Here is a 22672-nt window from a genome sequence, read left to right on the forward strand (position 1 = left end):
TAAGTAACGTAAGCGTCTGATATGCTTATAAATTGCGGAACTTCTTGGCCTGCCGCGCAGTCCATTTTACCTTAAAGATATAGCCGGTTTCATCGGCGCTTTCTTCCTCAATCACACCCTCTTCAAACAGCCACGCGCGGCCTTTGCCGTTGGCGTATGGAACATTCAGGGTCTCAATATGAAGGTCCGGTGTCAGGGTTTGTGAAACAGCCGCTAGAAGATCATCCAAGCCATGTCCCGTAAGCGCAGATACAACGTGCAACGTGTCCGAACGCGATGCAGTCTCAATTGCCCCATCGCGCGCGCTGTCATCTAGCAAATCAATTTTGTTCCAGACCTCAATCATCGGCGCAGTCTCGGCAACGCCCAGATCAGCCAGAATGGTCATGACATCGCGTGCCTGATTTTCTGTTTCGGGATGGCTGATGTCACGCACATGCAAAATCAGGTCGGCGTCCAATACTTCCTCAAGGGTCGCGCGGAAAGCAGCAACAAGCTGCGTTGGCAAATCAGAGATAAAGCCCACAGTGTCGGACAAAATAATCTCTGGACCGTCTTCGATTTCCAGCCGGCGCATCGTGGGGTCAAGCGTCGCAAAGAGCATGTCTTTGGCGAATACATCCGCACCGGTTACCCGATTGAAGAGGGTCGATTTCCCCGCGTTTGTGTAGCCGACCAAAGCAACAACAGGGAACGGTACTTTTGCACGTGCCGCACGGTGAAGCGCGCGGGTTTTAACCACTTTTTCAAGCTGTTTACGCAAGCGCCCCATTTGATCATCGATGGCGCGGCGGTCCGCTTCGATCTGTGTCTCGCCGGGACCACCAACAAAGCCCAGACCACCCCTTTGGCGCTCAAGGTGGGTCCAAGCGCGGACCAGACGGGTACGTTGATAGGCCAAATGCGCCATCTCAACTTGCAAAACACCTTCACGAGTGCGCGCACGATCGCTGAAAATCTCAAGGATAAGACCCGTGCGATCAAGCAGTTTCACGCCCCATGCTTTTTCGAGGTTACGCTGCTGAACGGGCGTAACGGGACCGTCGACCAAGACCAGCTCGATGTCATTATCTTTGAAGATTACGCGCAGCTCTTCGATCTTACCTTTACCAAAAAGCATGCCCGCATGAACTTTGGGAAGCGAGACAACTGTCCCGCCTTCCACATCAAGGTTTGGCAAAGCTTCGCCCAAAGCAATTGCTTCAGCCAAAGCATCATTAGCCTCGCGCCGATCGCGGTCGCTTTTTATGTCAGGATGGATCACCCACGCCCGGGTGTTGGGCGTTTCGGTCTCGAAATGTTCAGTGCTCACGTGCGGCTGGCCTTACGGCTCTTCACCGTCATAAAGGCTGATTGGTGTGGAAGGCATGACCGTTGAAATGGCTTGCTTGTACACCAGCTGCGACTGACCATCGCGGCGCAAAAGAACGCAGAAATTATCAAACCATGTGATAACGCCCTGCAATTTAACGCCGTTAATCAAGAAAATAGTCAATGGAACCTTCGTTTTACGTACGTGGTTCAGGAATGCGTCTTGCAAGTTCTGCTTGTCAGCCATCAGTTGTGGTCCTTTTTGCCGGATCGTTTATCGATCTCTCCCCGTGCCGGGGTTACCTCATTTATGTAGGTTCACAGGCAAAACTTCCACCCCCTAAATATGACGTATTTGCCGCACACACTCCAAAATCCGGATGTATGGTTATTTTCGCCAAAATTCAGGATTGAAAAGAGCGATGAGGGCCAAAGTCTCCAAACGTCCCAGAACCATCGCCGCACATAAGATGTACTTGGCTGCATCTGTTAGGGCCGCCAAAGCAATTGGTTCCGCCAAGGCCAATTCCGAAAGTGGCCCCGTGGTTGAAAGCGCTGCAACGGATAGCACCATGGAAATCTCAAACGGCAGCCCCGTTAGGGACAAAAGCGTCATGACCAATGCAAACGACAGCACAAACGTCATGAAGAAAATCCATGCGATAAACGCCCCTTCGCGGCGAATATGCCGCCCCATACCTCCTGCCCCGCCAACGGAACTTGGATGAACCAAACGTCCCATTTCGCGCAGCCCGTGTTGATAAAGCGCATAAACACGCATCAATTTCACACCACCCGCAGTTGTTGCAACGCCGCCGCCCATCAACGCAAGCCCCAGCAAAATCATGCCCGGAGCGGTGAGGCCTGACCAATCTTGCGCGGATGACCAATGGACGCTCTCATAGCCAGTCGTACTTAGGAACGACGCCACAGTGAAAACGGACCCCCAGATTGCATGAAGCGCCGCCAGCCAGTTTTCTTCGTCGTTTACTTCAAAGGCCCCAAACCAGTGACGCAGGAAAAGCAAGCTTGGCACAATGATGATGACCGAAAGGGCGATGCGCATTTCAGGATCGCGCCGCAGCGTGCCGGCTTGTTGGGCGCTAAAGTCGTTTGAAAACGTGAGCCGCGTGAAAGCAAAAACCATAAATAGCAACAAAACGGCTTCTGCGATTATGCTGCCCGAACCGCCTGTTAATCCGCCGACGGCAGAAACTCCGCTGGTTGAAATAAGACCCATTGCGTGGATCAGCGCGGTAAAGGCGTCCTCACCCGCGATCACTTGTAACAACCACATAAGCGCGGTCAGGCCCGTATAAATTGGGGTCAGATAAATCGAGTGACGCACAAGCCGTTTAGATGGCGCAGTTGTTTTGCTGAATTGCGAATACGTGGCCGAGCGTTGCCCCGCACGCGGTGTGGATGACACCTCAAAGCCGCCCAGATTGAGCGGTGCCAGCAAAGCAACGGCCGTGATCCAAACGAACAAACCGCCAGACCATGCAACCAACGCCCGCCACAGATGAAGCGGCACGGATAGGCGTTCAGGCACATCAAAAACAGTCGCGCCAGTTGTTGTGAAATGGGACACCATTTCGAAATAGGCGTTGGTAAAAGTGGTCGTGCGCAAGGCCTCATAAAACGGAAATGCCAGCACTGCGGGCAGAATTGTAAACGCCGCAACAAGAGTTAAAAGCTGCGCGCGGGCTGAAACGCCCCGCCCTTCACGCCGTGATGCAATTGCGATCATCGCGACGAAAAACATCTGTAGGATGCCCGTGTACAGAAACACCCGTGCTTCAAATAAATCGCGGCTAAGATAACCTGCGACGGCCGGAATGATCATCGCCATCCCGCTGATCGCCAGCAAAACGACAAACAGTGGATATTGTTCAATCTGTGCGCGCATCAGAAAAAGTCGATGGAAACCTGCAAGAGCCGCTCCACCTCGGCCACATCAGCCGACATGGCAAATAGCGCCACGACATCGCCCTCATCGATACGCGTCGCACCTACCGGTTTGATCAGCTTTCCGCCTTTTAACAGCCCCGCAACCATCACACCTTCTGGCAGATCAATCTCGCTAATCTTGCGACCAGCAAGCTGACTGGTTGAAAGTACCTGCGCCTCGATCACTTCCGCCTCAGCATCACCAACCGAGTAAACATGACGCACGCGACCTTGCCGCACGTGGCGCAAAATAGAGCTAACTGTGGTTGCGCGCGGGTTGATATAGGCGTCAATCTTCAAAGGGGCCAAAAGCGGGACCAACGTGGGGTCATTGATCAAACAAATCGCCATGGGACAGCCGTTATTTTTGGCGCGCACAGCGGCCAAAATGTTAGTCTTGTCATCGTCGGTTACGGCCAAAACCGCATCGGCGCTGTCGATGTTAGCTTCACGCAGTAGATTACGATCCAAACCATCACCGTGCAAGACAATCGTTTTTTCCAGCGCATCGGCCGCCCGTTCGGCACATGCACGGTTTTTCTCGATTACTTTTGCACGGATACGGTGGCGTTGCTCTTCAAGGGCTTTGGCAACCGCCAACCCAACATTACCACCACCAATCAGAACAACCCGCTCTTGTTTACGGGCCTTTTTGCCAAAAATCTCAAGGGTCCGCGACACGTCCGCGACGTCTGCAAAAATATAGCACTCGTCACCTGCAAAAATCTGATCACCGGCCTCGGGTTTGAACAAGACACCCTCGCGGCGAATGCCCACAACAAGGGCACGCAGCGTTGAAAACAGGTCTGTCAACTGACGTAGCGGCGTGTTGATAACAGGACAATCTTCACCAATGGTCAGCCCCAAAAGCTGGGCTTTGTTGTCGAGGAAAAACTCTGTGTCAAAAGCAGTTGGGCTTGAAAGGCGTAGCAAAGCAGCTTGGGCCACTTCGCGCTCAGGGCTGATTACCACGTCAATCGGCAGGTGATCACGGCGGTAGAGATCAGAGTAAATCGCATCAAGATAAGACTGGGCACGCAGGCGCGCGATTTTGCGTGGCACCTCAAACACCGAATGCGCCACCTGACAGGTCACCATGTTGACCTCATCCGAATGGGTCGCGGCGATCACCATATCAGCGTCGCGCGCACCCGCACGCTCAAGAACATCAGGATAACTTGCAAAGCCGGCAACGCCTTGAACATCAAGGGTTTCTGTCGCTCGGCGAACAAGTTCGGCATTATTGTCTACAACTGTCACATCGTTGTTTTCAGATGCCAAATGGCGCGCAATCTGCCAGCCAACTTGTCCTGCGCCGCAAATAATGACCTTCATGGGGCTTCCCTAACACTCATCGTGGTTCTGTGTGGGTGACACGCGGCGCGCTTTAGGTCAATTGTTCTGCGCGTCGGCAGTATCATCAAACACTTCGGCAACGCGCGCGCCACCTTTCGAGCTTGTCACCACACCCAGCGTCTTCAGCTTGCGGTGCAAAGCGGACCTCTCCATACCAACAAACGTAGCTGTACGGCTGATATTGCCCCCAAAACGGTTAATTTGCGCCAGCAAATACTCGCGCTCAAACAGTTCACGGGCCTCACGGAGCGGCAAAGCAGCCAACGCACTTGGCACAACAACCGCATCATCGCCCCCCGCGCCCGCATCATCGTTTGGCAAATCTGCCACATCAATGGGACCAGTGTCGTCGCCCAAAATCAAAACCCGCTCAATCACGTTTTTCAACTGACGAACATTGCCGCGCCAGTTCATGGTTTGAAGGCGCGTCTCGGCCTCTTGAGTTAATTCGCGCAGCGGCAACCCTTGGCTCTGATGCAGCTGTTCGATGAAATGTGCCGCCAACACAGGGATGTCTTCGCGGCGCTCATCAAGGCCAGGCACCGTTACGGGTACAACATTCAGACGGTGATACAGCTCTTCGCGGAACGCACCATCTGCAATTGCTTTCTCCAAGTCGCGATTGGAACTGGAAATTACACGAAGATCGACTTTCACTTTCTCCGCACCGCCAACCCGAACGAATTGTTGATCAACCAAAACGCGCAAGATCTTGGACTGCGTGCCAAGAGGCATATCAACGACTTCGTCAAAATAAATGACGCCGCCGCTTGCTTGCTCTAAAAGTCCGGGCTCGGGACCTTTGCTGGTCTCACGGCCGAACAAGATTTCTTCCATGTGTTCGGGATCAACCCCCGCAGAATTAACTGTCACAAAAGGAGCATCTGACCGCGGCGACTGTGCATGGATATAGCGTGCCGCGACGTCTTTACCCGCGCCGGCAGGACCAGTCAGCATCACGCGCCCGTTAGAATTAGTCACTTTATCTAACTGGCTTCGAAGGGTCTTGAACGCCGCAGAATGACCGATCATTGGCGCCGATTGACCACCCGTCCTCTTCAAAGCCACATTCTCACGACGAAGCCGCGACGTTTCCATAGCGCGCGTAATCACGACCATCAGTTGATCGATGTTGAACGGTTTTTCAATGAAATCGTAAGCGCCCTGTTTAATGGCTGCGACTGCAATCTCAATATTTCCATGCCCCGATATGATGACAACGGGCACTTCAGGGTGCTCTCGCTTGACAGTTTTCAGAATATCAATTCCGTCCATGTCACTGTCTTTAAGCCAAATATCGAGGATCATCAGCGCGGGCACTTCGTCTTTGATAGAGGCAATGCACTCGGTTGAGGTGCCTGCAAGCTTCACCTCAAATCCCTCGTCTTTCAGAATATCCCCCACCAATTCGCGGATATCTCGCTCGTCATCTGTGATCAAAATATGGCTCATGCCAACCTCGCTCCGTGCTGTCTTTTGTGCATCATTTTATCTGGTTTTTCATAGGTGAAATGGGCAGCGTCACAATCGCAGACGCCCCGCTGTGGGTATTACCGCCCATCGGCTCTGCGTCTTCCAATGACAGGGAACCGCCATGTTCTTCGATGATCTTTTTAACGATAGGTAGCCCCAAGCCAGTACCTTTGTCTCGGGTCGTAACATAGGGCTCAAACAGCTTGCTGCGATCAACTGGCAACCCAATACCATTATCCGAGATCATAATTTGCACCGCATGGTCAACGGTCGTTAGGCTGACCGATACTTCTGGGTTTCGAGGCCGCACACCAAATTTTTCCTCATAGCTTTCAATAGCCTCTGAAGCGTTCTTAATAAGGTTTGTCAGCGCCTGACCTACCATTGTTGAATCTATATCGGCCCAAATCGGAACTTGTGGGATATCCGCAGTGATCTTCAAGCCACTTGCAGATTGCAGCGTCACCGCATCGCGTAGAATTTGTGACAAATCCTCCTCGCGCCGCTGCGGTTCTGGCATACGCGCAAATTTTGAGAACTCATCGACGATCCGCCTCAAATCACCTGTCTGCCTCACAATCACACCGGTCATTTGCTCCAGCGCTTCCGCGTCTTCAACTTCGCGGCCAAACTTACGTTTAATCCGCTCGGCACTTAGCTGAATTGGGGTCAGCGGGTTCTTGATCTCGTGCGCAATCCTGCGCGCGACGTCCCCCCAAGCAGCCATCCGCTGTGCGCTGACTAGGTCGGTCACATCGTCGAACGAAATTACATATCCTTCGGTGCCGTCGCTTCCGATACGGGGGGCAATTCGCACAAGAAGGCTTTCCATCACACCATTTCGTGTGACCTTAACTTCTGCCTGTACTACCTTGTTATTGTTCGCTGTTACATCGTCGAAAAGCTGCTCAAACTCTGGCACAGCCTCTGAAATGACCCGTGCCTCCAGATCAGGATCAAGTCTAAGCAGTCGTTCTGCCGATTTATTTACAAATGACACATGACCACCAGCATCAAGCCCAACCACGCCAGACGTAACAGACGATAGCACACTATCAAACAAACGACGGCGCCGCTCAATCTGGCGGGTACTGTCGAGGAGCGTGTCGCGTTGTTGCTTAAGCTGCCGCGTCATCTGGTTGAAATACCGGCTTAGCATCGAAATCTCATCGTCACCGCGCTCTTCGCGCACGACAACATCAAGGTCCCCCATGCCTACCCGACGCGCAGCACCAGCCAACCTACCAACGGGCCGTGCAAGACGCTCTGCAAACCAAAGGCCCAACCAAATCGCTGCAAGGATCAAGATGACAGCAAACCCAAGATAAAGAAGACCAAATTCAAACAAAAGGCGCCCACGGTCCTGTTCTAATTGTTGGTACAACTTGGCACTTTGTTGGGTGTCATCAAGCAACTGCAAAATAGCGCCGTCAACTTCACGGCTAATATAAACAAACCGGTCCAGTGAATTTGCAAGAGGGACAAGCGCACGAAACTCGTCACGGCCCCAATCCTCAATCACTGCAACGCCGTTATCACGCGCTTCACCGAAGAACTGTTCGGCAGGTTCTTCATAGTTGAACAAGTAACTGCCGGCACCGCGCGCGCGGATTTCAGCGTTCCCATCGATAATAAACGCCTCGGCCAACGGGTTTTGGATGGTCGGCTGCACTTGACCCAATACAAGACGGAGCTCTGCATCACTTAACACACCGTCCCGCTGCGACACATTCAAGAAGCGCGCGAGTATCTGCGCATCCCGAATTAGGTCTTCGCGCTGTTCAGTTTCATAGGCCTGCGCTGCCGTTAATGAGGCCCCAACTACACCGCGCACCCGATCAGAGAACCAGCCCTCAAGCCCTACGTTCACTGTAAGGCCCGCAAAAATCGCCACAAGAATGGTTGGAAGAAGCGCAACAAGGGCGAAAACACCCGTTAACCTTAAATGCAGCCGCGATCCCGCAGACTTAGCACGCCGTGCTGCAATCATTTGCGCGACACGACTAGCAACCATGGTCGCCACGACCAGCGCATAGACGAGGTCTGCCAACAGCACGAGCCGAAGACTGTTCCCAACAGCTTGATCTTGCAATGGGCCAAGAACGGTGAAAGTCGCAATCGCGAGTATGGGACCGAGTGCTACGACAAGAACGGTAAACGCGCTGCGGGTACTACGGCGCCGGTAAAATCGGCTTAGCCGATCCCAAAACCTGCGGTCCGCACGTAGCCTCATCTCGTCTCACCCTAGCCTTGCACGCCCTTAACAGGCGCTATGCGACCATTTGGCCACGCTTATGTGATGTATTTACATCAATTTGCGTCGGCGTGTCACCTCAATATCGAGGTCAGTGATCTTTTTTCGCAAGGTATTGCGGTTGATGCCAAGAAGATCGGCACATTTAGCTTGATTCCCGCCGGTCGCATCAAGCGCGATCTCGATCAGCGGCATCTCAATTTCGCGCAAAATTCGACCGTAAAGCCCATCGGGCGGCAGCTCTCCACCGTGCAGATCAAAGTATCGTCTTAGATGTTTAAAGACCGATGCTGACAGTTTTTCACCCTCACCTGCGCGCAGCGTTGTGCTAACGGCTGGCTGGTTGCGAAGCATGGTTTCAACTTGTGCTTCGGTGATTTGCTCTTCTGCGACAGTGACGACCAAGCGCTTGATGGCATGTTCAAATTGGCGCACGTTTCCGGGCCAGCTATAGTTGCGGAGTAAGTCCATCGCCTCGTCAGAGAAAAACTTTGCATGCCCGCCACTCCGGTCAGAACGGCTCAAAAAATGCGCCGCGAGAAGTTCAATGTCTTCCACGCGTTCACGTAACGGCGGCACAGAAAGTGTGACGCCAGACAGCCGATAGAATAAATCTTCTCGGAACAAACCCTGCTCTGTACGCTCTGCAAGACCTGACTGATTAGCGGCCATAACCCGCGGCGCAGGTTCCGGCATGCTATCCAACATGCGCACCACCCGCGCTTGCGCCTCAAGACTGAGATCTGCAATTTCGTCAAAGACAAGCGTACCACCGCGTACCCGCGACAACACATTCGCCGGACCGTCAACACCTTCTAAATCACGCTCGCCAACAACAACAAAAGGAAGGCTCCGGCGGTCAGAAAAATCATGGATTGCGCGTGCTACAAGCGATTTACCCGTGCCACTTTCACCCAAAATTAGCACCGACAGATCAGTGTTCATCACCCGCGCAATTAACCTATAAAGCGCCTGCATTGCGACAGTCCGCCCGACCAGAGGCAACTCATCCTCGTCCTTCACAGGCGGCTGCGAAACCGCAGGGCTTTTCCGCTTCGCCTCAAGCGCCTTCGCACAGCGCTTCATCAGATCGGGCAAGTCGAATGGCTTGGGGAGATAGTCGTAGGCGTCTTTCTCAGTGGCCTGAATTGCGGTCATTATTGTGTTCTGTGCCGAGATGATGATCACCGGCAAATTGGGCCGCGCTTTGGTGATATGGGGTAGCGCATCAAGGCCATTACCATCGGGCATAACCACGTCCGAAACGACCAAATCGCCCTTCCCTTCTTCCACCCATCGGAGCAACGTTACCATGCTGGCGGTCGCGTGCACTTTACATCCTGCGCGGGTCAGTGCCTGAGTCAAAACGGTTCGAATTGTGCGATCATCATCAGCAACAAGAACAGTGCCATCCATATTAATAAGTCCTCAAAACAATAAGTTGGCGGTCAGTCATTCAGTATGGTCTTTCATATGTTTGGGCGCACGCGGCAGGCTAATCCGGAACATCGTCTTGCCGGGTTCACTCTCAACCCGCAGCCAGCCATGGTGGTCAGCCACGATCTTCGCAACCAACGCCAGCCCAAGTCCCGTCCCGTTTTCTTTACCCGATACAAAGGGTTCAAAAATGTCATTTTCCAACTCGGGCGGAAGGCCAGGCCCGTCATCAATAATCTCAATCTGAAGCGGCAGCGGGGCATGTTCACCATCGGCGCGCCGCACTCTCAAAGAGTGCTCGTAATAAGTTCGAATATCGATATGCCCCCCACGGCGGTCCGCCGCCTCCGAGGCATTTTTGAGCAAATTCTGAATGACCTGCAGCAATTGATCCGCGTCACCAAGGGTCGATGGCAGCGATGGGTCATAGTGCTCAGCGATTGTCATATGCGCGCCAAATCCGACCAGCGCCGACCGCCGAGCACGGTTCAGAACGTCGTGAATATTAACCACTTTCTGCTCAGGCGGTTGAAGGTTCCCGAACATCTCAACTTGATCAAGCAACTTCACAATCCGGCGGGTTTCCTCAACAATGAGGTCCGTCATTTCCCTGTCCCCGTTTGACAGGTTCATGGACAAAAGTTGCGCCGCACCAGTTATGCCAGCGAGGGGGTTTTTAATCTCATGGGCGAGCATTTCGGACATGCCAATCGCAGACCGCGCTGCAGAATGGGATGTCCGCGATGTGTCAATGCGCGTGGTTAATTCACGCGGCGACATCAGCATAATCATGCCGCCTTCCGTTCCTTGAAGCGGCGCCACCTGAATATTATACGCCATGCCGCCTTTTCCCGCGTCCCCAACAATGACGTCGTTGATATAAAGGGTTGAATGGCTGCTGCGTGCCTTTTGCATCGCGCCTTCCATCGGTGCCGCGCGTAGAACCGTATCCCAGAGCGACTTCCCGATCAGCGACTTGCAAGATACATTCAGAAAGCTTTCGCCCGCCGGGTTCATATCGATCACACAATCATCAGCACCGATCAGAACGACAGGCGACGGAAGCGATATCCAAAGTGCGCGGTCCATTGTTACGCGGCCTCCTGATACTGTTGCAAGACAAGCGGCAAAAGGGTCAATACGACACTTGGATCCGCAGTCAGAACTTCGCGACGAAGTGCTGCTGGCGTTTGCGCAAAATCCATGTACCAGCCTAAATGTTTACGTGCCACGCGCCCCCCAAGAGAGCTTCCGTAGAACGCCAGCATGTCTTCAAAATGGCCTGAGACCAGATCACACAGATCAGCACCGCTTGGAACATCCGGCGCACCAATGGCAGATTGATCGCCGTAAATCGCATGGGCAACTTCGGCCAGAACCCACGGGCGGCCCTGCGCACCGCGGCCGATCATGACACCGTCGGCCCCTGATTGATCAAGCGCGTTGCGCGCTGTTTGTGCATCCGTAATATCGCCGTTCGCGATGACGGGAATATTCACCGCATTCTTAACCCGGCCGATCGCCGACCAATCCGCGGCACCTTTATAGAACTGACAGCGGGTGCGACCGTGAATGACGATCTGCTGCACGCCCGCTTGTTCAGCACGCACCGCCAGCTCGGGCGCGTTAAGCAGGTTTTCGTCCCAACCAAGGCGCGTCTTTAGCGTCACCGGTAAATTCACGGCCTCGACCACTGCATCAATTAGTTTAAGCGCATGGTCCAAATCGCGCATCAAGGCACTGCCAGAATACCCGCTGGTGACCTTTTTTGCGGGGCAACCCATGTTGATGTCGATAATTTTTGCGCCCATGTCGGCAACCTGACGCGCAGCCTCAGCCATCCATTCAGGATCACGGCCCGCGAGCTGAACTGCCGTATTTTCAACCTCGGCACCAAGCTCTGCTTTTTCGCGCGTGCCAGGACGACTGCTCAGCAGCTCTTGTGACGCAACCATTTCGCTGACAACGCGGCCAGCCCCAAATTTGCTCACAAGCTTTCGAAACGGCAAGTCCGTAATGCCTGCCAGCGGGGCAAGCATAACCGGCGGGTTCGGAAGACTGAGTGGTGTTGATCGGTCGGCTGAGGTGTTCATTCATCTATGCCTAGCGATCCCCAGAGCGCTTACAATGCTAAACTGCACATAAATTAGCCAAAAAATGTATGTTGCCTATATTTTAATCATTTCTGCAATTCCAATGTGCGCCATTTCAGTTGTATCACCCGTAAAGATTGATACATCCTGTTCCCATGACACCTACCCACGACACAAAAGCAAAGACCGCTGCGATTATTGTCGCAGCTGGCCGTGGAACCCGTGCCGGTGGTGATATTCCAAAGCAATGGCAGTATGTTGCAGGTCGTCCGATTGCAGCATGGACACTTGACCGCTTTCGCGCCTGCGGACACCTATCCACTATCATTCTGGTGCTTCATCAAGATGATATTGACCGTGACATCAAGGGTATCTCATTCGATGGGATCACGCGTACTGCAGGTGGTGAAACCCGGAATGCATCTGTTCTATGCGGACTAAAAGAAGCGCAAAAACAAGGCTTTGATCAGGTTCTAATCCATGATGTAGCGCGCCCGTGTATCTCAGATACTGTGATTGATAAAGTGATTGCCGCACTTAACACCGCCAAAGGTGCTGCACCGGGCCTTCAGGTCACCGACGCGCTTTGGACACATGACCACGGACAGGTGTCCGGCACACAAGATCGCAGCAAATTAATGCGCGCGCAGACACCCCAAGGGTTTCACCTTGCCCCCCTCTTAGAGGCCCATCTTGCCCATAAAGGTGATGCGGCTGACGATGTGGAAATTGCCCGCGCGGCAAATATACCGGTTCAGATTGTTCCCGGTTCAGAAGACAATATAAAAGTGACGACGCCCGAAGATTTTGCCCGCGCCGCACGTATTTTGAAAGGACAGGCTGCCATGGATATTCGCGTTGGCAATGGCTACGATGTACACCGCTTTGGTGACGGTGATCATGTAATTCTATGCGGCGTTGAAGTGCCTTTTGATCGTGCATTGCAAGGTCATTCGGATGCGGACGTAGGTATGCATGCCGTGACCGATGCGATTTACGGCGCCCTTGCGGACGGGGATATCGGACAGCATTTCCCGCCAAGTGAGGCGCAATGGAAAGGTGCCGCCTCTGACATCTTTTTGCGCCACGCCGTTAGCCGCGCGACGGAGCGCGGGTATACTATCTCAAACGTTGACTGCACGTTGGTCTGTGAATTTCCAAAGATCGGGCCAGTTGCGATGCAAATGCGTGAGAAAATGGCCGAGATCATGGGGCTCGACGTTACGCGGGTCAGCGTAAAGGCGACCACGTCCGAAAAACTCGGATTTACAGGGCGTGGTGAAGGCATCGCCGCGCTGGCAACTGCCACGTTGATCAAACCATGAAACAACTCGCTCATTTGATTGGTACCGTGGGCTATGTCGGCCACATGCGCCCTGCCCCAGGCACATGGGGATCGCTTGCCGCCCTTCCGCTTGGGTGGGCGCTCGCTACGCTCGGCGGGCCCATCCTTTTTGGCGTCGCTTTGGTTGTAGGTTTTGCGAAAGGCGTTTGGGCCACGAAAATCATGACTGAAGGAAGTGACGATCACGACCCGTCTATTATTGTGATCGACGAGGTCATTGGCCAATGGATAGCACTTTTGCCCGTTATAATCGGCGCACATGCTGCGGGCGCTGATCTGCTGGCACTTTGGCCCGGATGGATCGCTGCTTTTGCCCTCTTTCGCCTTTTTGACATTTGGAAACCTTGGTTGGTCGGCATGGCAGACCGCCGACATGACCATTGGGGCGTGATGCTTGATGATGTCATCGCCGGTATTTTTGCAGCAGTTGGGGTAATTGTTTTGGCGGGGTTCGCCCATGCACTCTGAACTGGCCAACAAAACCCTTGAGACGGCACGGCGCGTCAATCGTACGATCGCAACCGCTGAAAGCTGCACCGGTGGCATGGTCAGTGCAGCGCTTACGGAAATTGCTGGTAGCTCGGATGTGGTCATTTGTGGGTTCACAACTTACGCCAACAGCGCAAAAGAAATAATGCTTGGCGTCACCCCAGAGACACTCGCCCAGCACGGTGCCGTCAGCATGGAAGTAGCCGAGCAAATGGCGCGGGGTGCAGTGGCGCGATCTGATGCGCGGACAAGTGTCTCAATCACTGGGATTGCGGGGCCAGGTGGCTCTGACTTCAAACCCGAGGGGCGCGTTTGCTTTGCCCTTTTTGACGAAATAACGAACACGTGTCTCACAGAAACGATTGAGTTTGGCGCATTGGGGCGGACACATGTCCGGTGCGCTGCACGGGACCATGCGCTTGGTATGTTGATACGGTTTTTTGAAAGCCAGTAGCTTTGCGTTTCGCCCATTAATTAAGCAAACAGGCTGCGTTACCGCACAGTAAACACGCACACTCAGCCTGCTGATAATTTAAGCACAGACATACACGCACTGCCTCTTTATCGGGCGTAACCCCCATGCTTACTGCACCTCAGCATCACCTTAGGAGGGTATCATGGTAGGGGCAGATACAGCTTGGATCATCGTCGCGACGGCGCTGGTTCTGTTTATGACATTGCCAGGTTTGGCACTATTTTACGGCGGCTTGGTCCGTTCGCGCAACGTTTTGAGCGTGTTTATGCACTGCTACGCAATCGCATGTTTAATGAGCGTATTGTGGCTAGCCTTCGGATATTCCATCGCTTTTGGCAACGGCACGAGCGGCTATTGGGGCGGTTTGGACAAGATGTTCCTTACCGGCATCGACGCAGACACTTTGGCCGGCACCATCCCCGAGGTTCTGTTCTTTGCGTTCCAAATGACCTTTGCGGTCATCACCCCCGCATTGATTGTCGGCGCATATGTTGAGCGTGTCGGCTTTGGCTTTGTTCTGCTCTTTTCTGGCCTGTGGATGCTGCTTTGTTACGCGCCTGTGGTTCACTGGATCTGGGGTGGCGGTATGTTGGCGGACGGCGGCATCTTTGGTGAGACAGGTGCCCGCGACTTCGCTGGTGGCATCGTGGTCCATGAGACAGCTGGCCTCGCGGCCCTTATCATTGCGGTAATGCTTGGCGCGCGCAAAGAGCAAAGCAAGCCTCCGCACAACCCGGGCTACGTCATGATCGGCGCGGCAATGCTTTGGGTTGGCTGGTTCGGCTTCAACGGTGGATCTCAACTGGCGGCAGATGGAGGCGCCGCGATGGCGTTGACCGTCACGCATATCTCGGCGGCGGCCGCCTCATTGTCATGGGCGCTGTGGGAGAAGATCAAGTTCGGCAAGGCCTCTCTCGTCGGGATCGTGACTGGGACAATCGCAGGGCTGGCTTCGATCACTCCCGCGTCCGGCTTTGTTGATCCAGTCACAGCACTTTGCATCGGCGGCGTTGCTGGCATCTTGTGCCAAGAGGCCGTTGTTTTGGTCCGCAACACGCTCAAGATTGACGACACGCTCGATGTGTTCGCGGTACACGGTGTGGGCGGTATTTTCGGCACAATCGTAATTGCGCTGGTTGGTCAAGGCGCGTGGGTTGCGCAACTTGGATCACTAGCAATCGTGGGCGTTTTCACAACCGTAGTCACAATCGCTTTGGTTTACATCGTGAAGGCGATCACCCCGCTGCGTGTCGATGAAGAAACAGAGCAGACCGGCCTTGATTTGGCAGTACACGGTGAGCGGGCCTACGATACAACGTCGTAACTTAGCATCCCACTTGCTAGACAGAACAGCGGCCATCCTTCGGGGTGGCCGCTTGCATTCTAGCCGCCGTAAAGTGCATCAGCGCGGCGCTCAAACGCGCGCACAATCCGCTGCATCGCCTCGTTAAACACAACGCCAATGATGCCTTGAAGAATGGCGTTCTTAAATTCGAAATCTACGAAGAAAGTTACTTCAACACCACCTTCTACGTCTTTGAAACTCCATGTGGATTCCATATATTTGAATGGGCCATCAATGTAGGTCGTCTCAATTTTTTGATCGTCCGGATACAGAACCACTTTGCTGCCAAAACGTTCTCGGAACACTTTGAAACTGATGACCAGATCCGCAAGCATGACTTCAGATGCCCCTTGGTCCGCCCTACTTCTGATGCGCGCGGCAGCACACCACGGCAAAAACTGAGGATAGGACGCCACATCCGCGACCAGATCGTACATTTGCTGCGCAGTGTATGGCAGTATTTTTGTGTCGGTATGTGTCGGCATGATTCAATTTCGTTGATGACAGTCCTGCCAGATGTCGTATGCTCGCGCGCGAAAATCAAGGGGATTACCCAATATGTCGCGTCCATATGTTATCGATCCAATGATCACCGCCAAGGCAATTGCTGCCCGCATTGAGGAACTTGCCCGTGAGATTGAGGCAGAATTCGCTACCGCTGATAAGCTTGTGGTTGTCGGGCTGTTGCGCGGCAGTTTTGTGTTCATTGCTGATCTTGTGCGTGAGCTGAACCTTGATGTGGAAGTCGATTTCTTAGAGGCAAGCAGCTACGGAAACGGCATGGAGAGCAGCCGCGAGGTACGCATTCTCAAAGACTTACGCGGCGCAATCGAAGCGCGTCATGTGCTGGTCGTCGAAGATTTGATTGATACGGGCTACACGATGAAGCACGTCATTGGCCTGCTGCAGGCGCGCAAACCCGCGAAGATGAGAAGCATCGTTCTGTTGAACAAAGAAAGCCGCCGCGAGGTGGATATTTCAGCGGACTGGGTTGGTTTTGCCATCCCAGACGAGTTTGTTGTTGGGTACGGCATTGATTACGCACAACGAAATCGCAACCTTAACCATATTGGCAAAGTACGATTTACTGATTGATAGAAAATGGCCGGATCAGGCGCCGGCCAACCGTTTATCACGTGCTGCTTTCAGACGCGCAAAATCGTCACCCGCATGATAGCTTGATCGTGTCAGCGGCGTTGATGAAACCATCAAAAAGCCCTTGTTATACGCTGCTTTTTCATACGATGCGAATTCATCCGGTGTGACGAAACGATCAACAGCGTGGTGTTTCGGCGTTGGCTGGAGGTACTGACCGATCGTCAAGAAATCGATGTCAGCCGCGCGCATATCTTCCATCACTTGAACGACCGCTTGCTTGTCTTCACCCAAACCAACCATGATACCCGACTTGGTAAAGATCGTCGGATCAAGCTCTTTGACACGTTGCAATAGACGCAGCGAATGGAAATACCGCGCGCCAGGGCGAACTTCGGGGTAAAGTCCGGGAACAGTCTCTAGGTTATGATTAAACACGTCAGGTTTTGCATTAACAACCACTTCTAAAGCACTGTCATCACAGCGAATAAAATCTGGCGTTAGGATTTCGATCGTTGTTTTGGGTGATTGACGCCGGATCGCACGGATTGTCTGTGCAAAGTGTTCTGCCCCGCCGTCTTCGATATCATCACGGTCAACGGAAGTGATGACGACGTGGTTTAGGCCAAGCTTTTTCACCGCATCCGCGACACGGCCCGGTTCAAACACATCAAGCGCTTCTGGCGGCTTACCCGTTGCAATGTTGCAGAAAGTACAAGCGCGCGTACATACCTGCCCCATGATCATCATCGTGGCGTGACCTTGGTTCCAGCACTCACCAGCATTGGGACAACCAGCTTCTTCACAAACGGTTACCAGCTTGTGCTCACGCATAATTTCATGGGTTTTCTTGTAGCCCTCACCGACAGGCGCCTTAACCCGAATCCAATCCGGTTTTTTCGGCTGCGGAGCGTCTGCACGGCGCTGCTTTTCAGGGTGGCGCTGTGCAGGAATTTTCAGATCGCGGGGCGTGGCCATGAAGCTACCTCAATTATCAAGATATTTGAGATATAGCCCTTCAATTTGCCAATGCCTAGGGGGTGCGCGGTGTTGTCTGCTATGTGTTTACCGAATGGCAGCCTATCCCACAAAACGCCCGTGTGCGCCGTAAACATCTGCATAATGGCGCTTGAGCCGCTCTAAGGCGATGCGCAATACCACTTTGCCAGAACGCGCAGCCCACCCCATGCGACGCTCGGCCGCTTCCAGACCCTCAAGGTAGCAACACGTGCGCAGCACAACATCCCCAAGACCGGGCCCAAGATCATTGAGTGCGGCGAACACACGTTTTTGGGCATCACTTATGGCCGTAGGTTCTTCTGGTGCCCTTAATGCTGCTTGCCAGTCAAAATTTGCGCCCACATCGATCTGTGCCAGCTCAAAATCTTCACGAAGACGCTCGCCGGCGGACACATGTTCATCAGATAAGAACGCCTCACCGTCTTTGCTTTTGCGCCGCGACAAAACCACAAGCGGGCTTTCGCGAAGAGAATAGCGCGCCGGACGAGGGTCAGTTGTCTCAGACGTATGAACCTGCGTTACGGTCCGCGCGCTTAGCTTTGCATCATCACCGACCTCAATCAGCATCTTCAACGCCGCACGGCCCGCACACGTAATAGAGTAACGCGAAATACGTGAAGGTGTGATGCACGAAATCCAGTCTTTTAGCGCCATTGCATTTGCGACAGGACGGTCCAAAGTCGCCGTTCTGGTGGTTTGCCCGTCCGCGCCGGTGCGCACCACAACGGCTTTTTCCATGTCACGGGCCACAGCCAAAACGGCACCCGCCTCAACCAAACGGCGCAAAATGCGGCGCGCCTCACGGTTCACTGTCGCTTCGTCGGTACAGATGTCAGCCTCCGCAACGCGCACTGCAATGTCGGCAGATTTTTGACCCGAAGGCCCAGTTGGCGCCACACCCTGCCCCGTCGCACCCAATGTCCGCAGCGCCTCGTCCACTAATATGTCTTCGCGGCGGCGCTCAAGCCGCTTGACCTGACGGCTTACAGTAGACGCGTGGCAGCCCAAATCACGGGCAAGCTCTCTAATCGAACACCCTTTTTCGGTGTGTAGAATGTAGTTGCGGGCAGATTGCGGCACCCAATCGGGCAGCGACTGCAACAACGCGCCTGAAACCTTGGAAACGGTAACACTAGACATTTGCTTTCCCCTTATACAAAAACTATCCACTGATTTACCCACAGGGCAATGCAACTTAAGCGTGTAAACATTACCGAGGCGTTAACAAAATCGCCACAATTCGATTATTGTTTCCAAATTGATAACAATTGGTAAGAGGTCCGCGCGCTCATAAATTCTCCACGCAACACCCGGATAGGTTGTGTGATGATAGTTTAGTAAATTGAATGACTGTTACGATCATGGAGACCATTATGACCCAAGCCCTACGAACACTCAGCCGCATCAAACGCCCCAAATTGCTTTTGGCCGCAGCAAGAAACGCAAAAAACCTTTGTAATCGTGAAAAACTACTCTCTGAGCTTTTGAAAAACGAGCCTGCTGTGACTGGCGAAAAAGCATTTGCCCGCCTCATGGCAGCAGAAGAACAACTCAACGAACAGCGCAAAGCGCATAACGCAAATTACCAACCATCGCGCCATGTCATGATAATGGCCGCGCTCTTGATTGAGGCGGCCATTGTTCAGAATAAAGAAACAGTCTGCGAAGACCGCCTCAAATTGGTTAACACAAAAGCCTACATAAACGCGTCAGGCATGGATGCCTTTTTCTCAGCCACATAGGCCTCCAAGGCAGTCTTGATCTCGGGGTTGATCTGCGGCTGCTGGTAGTCGCTCAGCATCTTTGTAACCCGTTGCGATGCAAGATATTGGGTGTCTTTCGCGCCGTCCTCATCCCATGTTTCGAACGGACGGTAGTCAAACACATCGGACTTCCAGAACGCGGATTTGAAATTCTCTTGCGTGTGGTCGCACCCAAGATAGTGACCGCCGGGGCCTACTTCACGGATCGCCCCCATTGCTTGGGCGTTTTCATCATGGGCCACACCTGCGGCCATTTTGTGCAACGTCCCGAGCTGATCTGCGTCCATCACGAATTTCTCGAATGATGCAACAAGGCCACCTTCGAGCCAACCGCATGAGTGGAGCATAAAGTTAACACCGCCCATCAGCGCTGCGTTCAGCGTGTTTGCTGTCTCATAAGCCGCCTGCGCATCGGGGAGCTTTGAGGCACAAAGCCCGCCACCCGATCGGAACGGAAGCCCCATGCGGCGGGCAAGTTGGCCTGCGCCGTACAAAATCTGGCTTGCTTCAGGGGTGCCAAATGTGGGCGCGCCCGAGTTCATGTCGATCGATGTCACAAATGTGCCGAAAATAACTGGCGCACCGGGGCGGATGATCTGGCTGTAGGCAATACCGGCCATCACTTCGGCCAAAACCTGCGTCAACGTGCCCATGACAGACACTGGCGCCATGGCGCCGCCCACGATGAACGGTGAAATAATGCAGGCTTGGTTATTCTTGGCGTAGACTTCAAGCGCCCCCATCATTATCGAATCGAACGTCATGGGGCTGTTAATGTTGATGAGCGACGTCATCACTGTGTTCTCTTGGACAAACTCTTTGCCAAACAGAATTTCACACATCTCAACACTGTCTTGCGCACGGCTCGGTTCGGTCACGGACCCCATGAACGGCTTATCCGAGTACAGCATATGCGTAAGTAGCATATCGAGGTGGCGCTTGTTCACAGGCACATCTGTTGGCTCACAAACCGTACCGCCAGAGTGGTGAAGCCATTTCGACATATAGCCAAGTTTCACGAATTTAACGAAGTCATCCATCGTTGCGTAGCGGCGGCCGCCATCTTTGTCGCGCACGAACGGAGGGCCGTAGACAGGTGCCGTCACTAGGGTATTGCCGCCAATCTCAACGTTACGCTCGGGGTTGCGGGCGTGTTGGGTGAACTTCGAGGGCGCAGTGCTGCATAGCTTACGGGCCAATCCACGCGGTATCCGAACGCGTTCGCCGTCAACGGATGCGCCAGCAGCCTTCCAACGCTCAAGGCTTTCAGGGGAATCAACAAACGCCACCCCTACTTCTTCAAGCAAGGTTTCCGCGTTTTCCTCGATGATGCTAAGCGCTTCGTCACTCAAAAGTTCAAAATTAGGGATGTTACGCTCGATATACTTGGCCGTATCAAATGAGACAGCCGTCCGCGCCGCACGTCGCGCAGCGCCTCCGCCACCACGTGCACGGCGTGTAGTTGTTGCTGTATCAGACATTTTGAGCCCCTTTTGTGTTCGTTTGAGCGGTAACCTAGTGCGCGGACAGATGTTCGCCGCCACCATATCCGCCCCTTCTGGCGTAAAAACGACATGTTCTCTTGCCACAGACACAACTCGCGCATAATCAACGTCCATGACTCAGAACATGCCCCACGAACGCCTTCTCATCATTGACTTTGGCAGCCAAGTTACGCAACTGATCGCCCGCCGCCTGCGCGAGCTCAGTGTGTATTGCGAAATTCACCCCTATCAGAACGTGACGGACAGCTTTTTGGCGGATTTCGAGCCAAAAGCGGTCATTTTGTCAGGGGGACCGGACAGTGTAACCCGCGAAGGCTCGCCGCGCCCGCCGGCCTCTGTGTTCGACATGGGTGTGCCGATCCTTGGCATTTGCTACGGTCAACAAGTCATGATGCACATGTTGGGCGGCAGAGTTGACACTGGTCACGGAACTGCCGAGTTTGGCCGCGCATTTGTAACCCCCGCGGACACCCGTCTCAAGTTGCTTGAGGGGTGGTTTGCCGAGGGCAAAGAGCAAGTCTGGATGAGCCACGGTGATCACGTGTCCGCCATTGCCCCGGGCTTTGATGTCTACGGCACATCGCCTAATGCGCCTTTTGCAATTACGGCAGATTTATCGCGTAATTTTTACGCGGTTCAATTTCACCCCGAGGTTCACCATACTCCCAACGGAGCGGCTCTCTACAAAAACTTCGTTGAAATGGCGGGCTTCACCGGCGACTGGACAATGGGCGCGTACCGCGAACAAGCCATTGCCGCGATCAGAGAGCAAGTTGGCGATAAGAACGTAATTTGCGGTTTGTCCGGCGGTGTGGACAGTTCTGTCGCGGCCGTTTTGCTGCATGAGGCTATCGGGGATCAGTTGACATGTGTTTTTGTTGATCACGGGCTCTTGCGCAAAGGTGAGGCCGAAGAAGTCGTGACCATGTTCCGCGACAACTACAACATGAAGCTCATCCACGCCGATGAACAGGAACTGTTTTTAGGTGAACTTGACGGTGTAAGTGACCCTGAAACCAAAAGAAAAATTATTGGAAAGCTGTTTATCGATGTGTTTCAGAAACACGCAGACAGCATTGAGGGCGCAGAATTTCTGGCCCAAGGAACGCTCTATCCGGATGTGATTGAAAGCGTCTCATTTAGTGGCGGCCCAAGCGTGACGATCAAATCGCACCACAATGTTGGGGGCCTTCCCGAAAAGATGGGCCTCAAGCTGGTCGAACCACTTCGCGAGTTGTTCAAAGACGAAGTCCGCGCACTTGGTGCCGAACTTGGTTTGCCTAAAAGCTTTATCGGCCGTCACCCCTTCCCGGGGCCAGGCCTTGCCATCCGTTGTCCCGGCGAAATCACCCGCGAAAAGCTTGAAATCTTGCGTGAAGCCGATGCGGTCTACATCGACCAGATCCGCAAACACGGCCTTTATGATGAGATATGGCAAGCGTTTGTCGCGATCCTGCCCGTTCGAACCGTGGGCGTCATGGGCGACGGGCGGACATATGACTTCGCCTGCGCGTTGCGGGCAGTAACGTCTGTCGACGGCATGACCGCCGACTACTACCCGTTTAGCCATGAATTTCTTGGTGAAACGGCGACACGGATTATCAACGAAATCAAAGGCATCAACCGCGTGACCTACGATATTACCTCCAAGCCTCCGGGAACAATTGAATGGGAGTAGTTTTTCTAGTGCAAGTCATTGATTTATCAAAATTTATTACTTACACATTACTTTCACAGTCACAAATCAGTCGTTGATTTCCT

At 53.5% G+C, this 22672-nt stretch carries 20 protein-coding genes; 7 read left to right on the forward strand and 13 right to left on the reverse strand.

Annotated elements, in window-relative coordinates; all coding sequences use genetic code 11:
• Positions 1–25: 25 nt before the first annotated feature.
• The 9 genes from hflX to dusB form a co-directional block, all read right to left on the reverse strand.
• On the reverse strand, positions 26–1312 hold the full coding sequence (hflX, locus tag OLX08_RS01680; RefSeq protein WP_391482092.1) for a GTPase HflX: 1287 nt from the start codon (positions 1310–1312) through the stop codon (positions 26–28).
• Positions 1313–1324: 12 nt separating this feature from the next.
• The gene (hfq, locus tag OLX08_RS01685) at positions 1325–1561 is read right to left on the reverse strand and encodes an RNA chaperone Hfq (protein ID WP_048597554.1); all 237 of its coding nucleotides are present in this window, start codon (positions 1559–1561) and stop codon (positions 1325–1327) included.
• A gap of 138 nt (positions 1562–1699) precedes the next feature.
• Complete coding sequence (locus tag OLX08_RS01690) at positions 1700–3220, reverse strand: TrkH family potassium uptake protein (protein WP_391482094.1); 1521 nt, start codon at positions 3218–3220, stop codon at positions 1700–1702.
• On the reverse strand, positions 3220–4596 hold the full coding sequence (trkA, locus tag OLX08_RS01695; protein WP_391482095.1) for a Trk system potassium transporter TrkA: 1377 nt from the start codon (positions 4594–4596) through the stop codon (positions 3220–3222). Before trkA ends, OLX08_RS01690 begins: the two co-directional genes overlap by 1 nt.
• A 57-nt stretch (positions 4597–4653) precedes the next feature.
• Positions 4654–6069 (reverse strand): sigma-54-dependent transcriptional regulator, encoded by a 1416-nt coding sequence (locus tag OLX08_RS01700; RefSeq protein ID WP_391482097.1) that lies wholly within the window; start codon positions 6067–6069, stop codon positions 4654–4656.
• Between the two features lie 31 nt (positions 6070–6100).
• Positions 6101–8323: a sensor histidine kinase NtrY-like gene (locus OLX08_RS01705; protein ID WP_391482098.1), complete on the reverse strand. Its 2223-nt coding sequence runs from the start codon at positions 8321–8323 to the stop codon at positions 6101–6103.
• A gap of 72 nt (positions 8324–8395) precedes the next feature.
• The gene (locus tag OLX08_RS01710) at positions 8396–9760 is read right to left on the reverse strand and encodes a response regulator (protein ID WP_391482099.1); all 1365 of its coding nucleotides are present in this window, start codon (positions 9758–9760) and stop codon (positions 8396–8398) included.
• A 36-nt stretch (positions 9761–9796) separates the two neighbouring features.
• Positions 9797–10870: a two-component system sensor histidine kinase NtrB gene (locus OLX08_RS01715; RefSeq protein WP_048597560.1), complete on the reverse strand. Its 1074-nt coding sequence runs from the start codon at positions 10868–10870 to the stop codon at positions 9797–9799.
• A gap of 2 nt (positions 10871–10872) precedes the next feature.
• Positions 10873–11874 (reverse strand): tRNA dihydrouridine synthase DusB, encoded by a 1002-nt coding sequence (gene dusB / locus OLX08_RS01720; RefSeq protein WP_391482100.1) that lies wholly within the window; start codon positions 11872–11874, stop codon positions 10873–10875.
• 155 nt (positions 11875–12029) lie between these two features.
• Here dusB and OLX08_RS01725 point away from each other — a divergent pair, with 155 nt between their 5' ends.
• The 4 genes from OLX08_RS01725 (at position 12030) to OLX08_RS01740 (ending at position 15507) form a co-directional block, all read left to right on the forward strand.
• Positions 12030–13199 (forward strand): bifunctional 2-C-methyl-D-erythritol 4-phosphate cytidylyltransferase/2-C-methyl-D-erythritol 2,4-cyclodiphosphate synthase, encoded by a 1170-nt coding sequence (locus OLX08_RS01725; protein WP_391482101.1) that lies wholly within the window; start codon positions 12030–12032, stop codon positions 13197–13199.
• A complete protein-coding gene (locus OLX08_RS01730; RefSeq protein WP_391482102.1) occupies positions 13196–13687 on the forward strand; it encodes a phosphatidylglycerophosphatase A in 492 nt (163 codons plus the stop codon). Before OLX08_RS01725 ends, OLX08_RS01730 begins: the two co-directional genes overlap by 4 nt.
• The gene (locus tag OLX08_RS01735) at positions 13677–14162 is read left to right on the forward strand and encodes a CinA family protein (RefSeq protein WP_391482103.1); all 486 of its coding nucleotides are present in this window, start codon (positions 13677–13679) and stop codon (positions 14160–14162) included. The genes OLX08_RS01730 and OLX08_RS01735 overlap by 11 nt, the downstream gene beginning before the upstream one ends.
• A 163-nt stretch (positions 14163–14325) precedes the next feature.
• A complete protein-coding gene (locus OLX08_RS01740) occupies positions 14326–15507 on the forward strand; it encodes an ammonium transporter (RefSeq protein WP_391482104.1) in 1182 nt (393 codons plus the stop codon).
• Positions 15508–15566: 59 nt separating this feature from the next.
• Here OLX08_RS01740 and OLX08_RS01745 read toward each other — a convergent pair whose 3' ends face one another.
• Positions 15567–16013: a type II toxin-antitoxin system RatA family toxin gene (locus OLX08_RS01745; protein ID WP_391482105.1), complete on the reverse strand. Its 447-nt coding sequence runs from the start codon at positions 16011–16013 to the stop codon at positions 15567–15569.
• A gap of 73 nt (positions 16014–16086) precedes the next feature.
• Here OLX08_RS01745 and hpt point away from each other — a divergent pair, with 73 nt between their 5' ends.
• Positions 16087–16623, forward strand: coding sequence for a hypoxanthine phosphoribosyltransferase (gene hpt / locus OLX08_RS01750; RefSeq protein ID WP_391482106.1), 537 nt, complete (start codon positions 16087–16089; stop codon positions 16621–16623).
• 15 nt (positions 16624–16638) lie between these two features.
• Here hpt and lipA read toward each other — a convergent pair whose 3' ends face one another.
• Together lipA and OLX08_RS01760 are read right to left on the reverse strand one after the other, a co-directional pair.
• Positions 16639–17601, reverse strand: coding sequence for a lipoyl synthase (gene lipA / locus OLX08_RS01755; protein WP_048597568.1), 963 nt, complete (start codon positions 17599–17601; stop codon positions 16639–16641).
• Between the two features lie 102 nt (positions 17602–17703).
• A complete protein-coding gene (locus OLX08_RS01760; protein WP_391482107.1) occupies positions 17704–18783 on the reverse strand; it encodes a DUF6456 domain-containing protein in 1080 nt (359 codons plus the stop codon).
• A gap of 233 nt (positions 18784–19016) precedes the next feature.
• Here OLX08_RS01760 and OLX08_RS01765 point away from each other — a divergent pair, with 233 nt between their 5' ends.
• Positions 19017–19385 carry a DUF6477 family protein gene (locus OLX08_RS01765; RefSeq protein WP_412535661.1) on the forward strand — a complete coding sequence of 123 codons (369 nt, stop codon included), beginning with the start codon at positions 19017–19019 and terminating at the stop codon, positions 19383–19385.
• On the opposite strand, the gene OLX08_RS01770 is transcribed toward OLX08_RS01765, so the two are convergent.
• Entirely contained in the window at positions 19340–20887 is a 1548-nt protein-coding gene (locus tag OLX08_RS01770) for a trimethylamine methyltransferase family protein (protein ID WP_341245607.1), read from the reverse strand. The two genes, OLX08_RS01765 and OLX08_RS01770, sit on opposite strands and share 46 nt — an antisense overlap.
• Positions 20888–21023: 136 nt before the next feature.
• Here OLX08_RS01770 and guaA point away from each other — a divergent pair, with 136 nt between their 5' ends.
• Positions 21024–22589, forward strand: coding sequence for a glutamine-hydrolyzing GMP synthase (gene guaA / locus OLX08_RS01775; protein WP_391482109.1), 1566 nt, complete (start codon positions 21024–21026; stop codon positions 22587–22589).
• Positions 22590–22672: the final 83 nt, after the last annotated feature.

It is taken from the genome of Nereida ignava (assembly GCF_047114695.1).
Taxonomy (GTDB): Bacteria; Pseudomonadota; Alphaproteobacteria; order Rhodobacterales; family Rhodobacteraceae; genus Nereida; species Nereida ignava.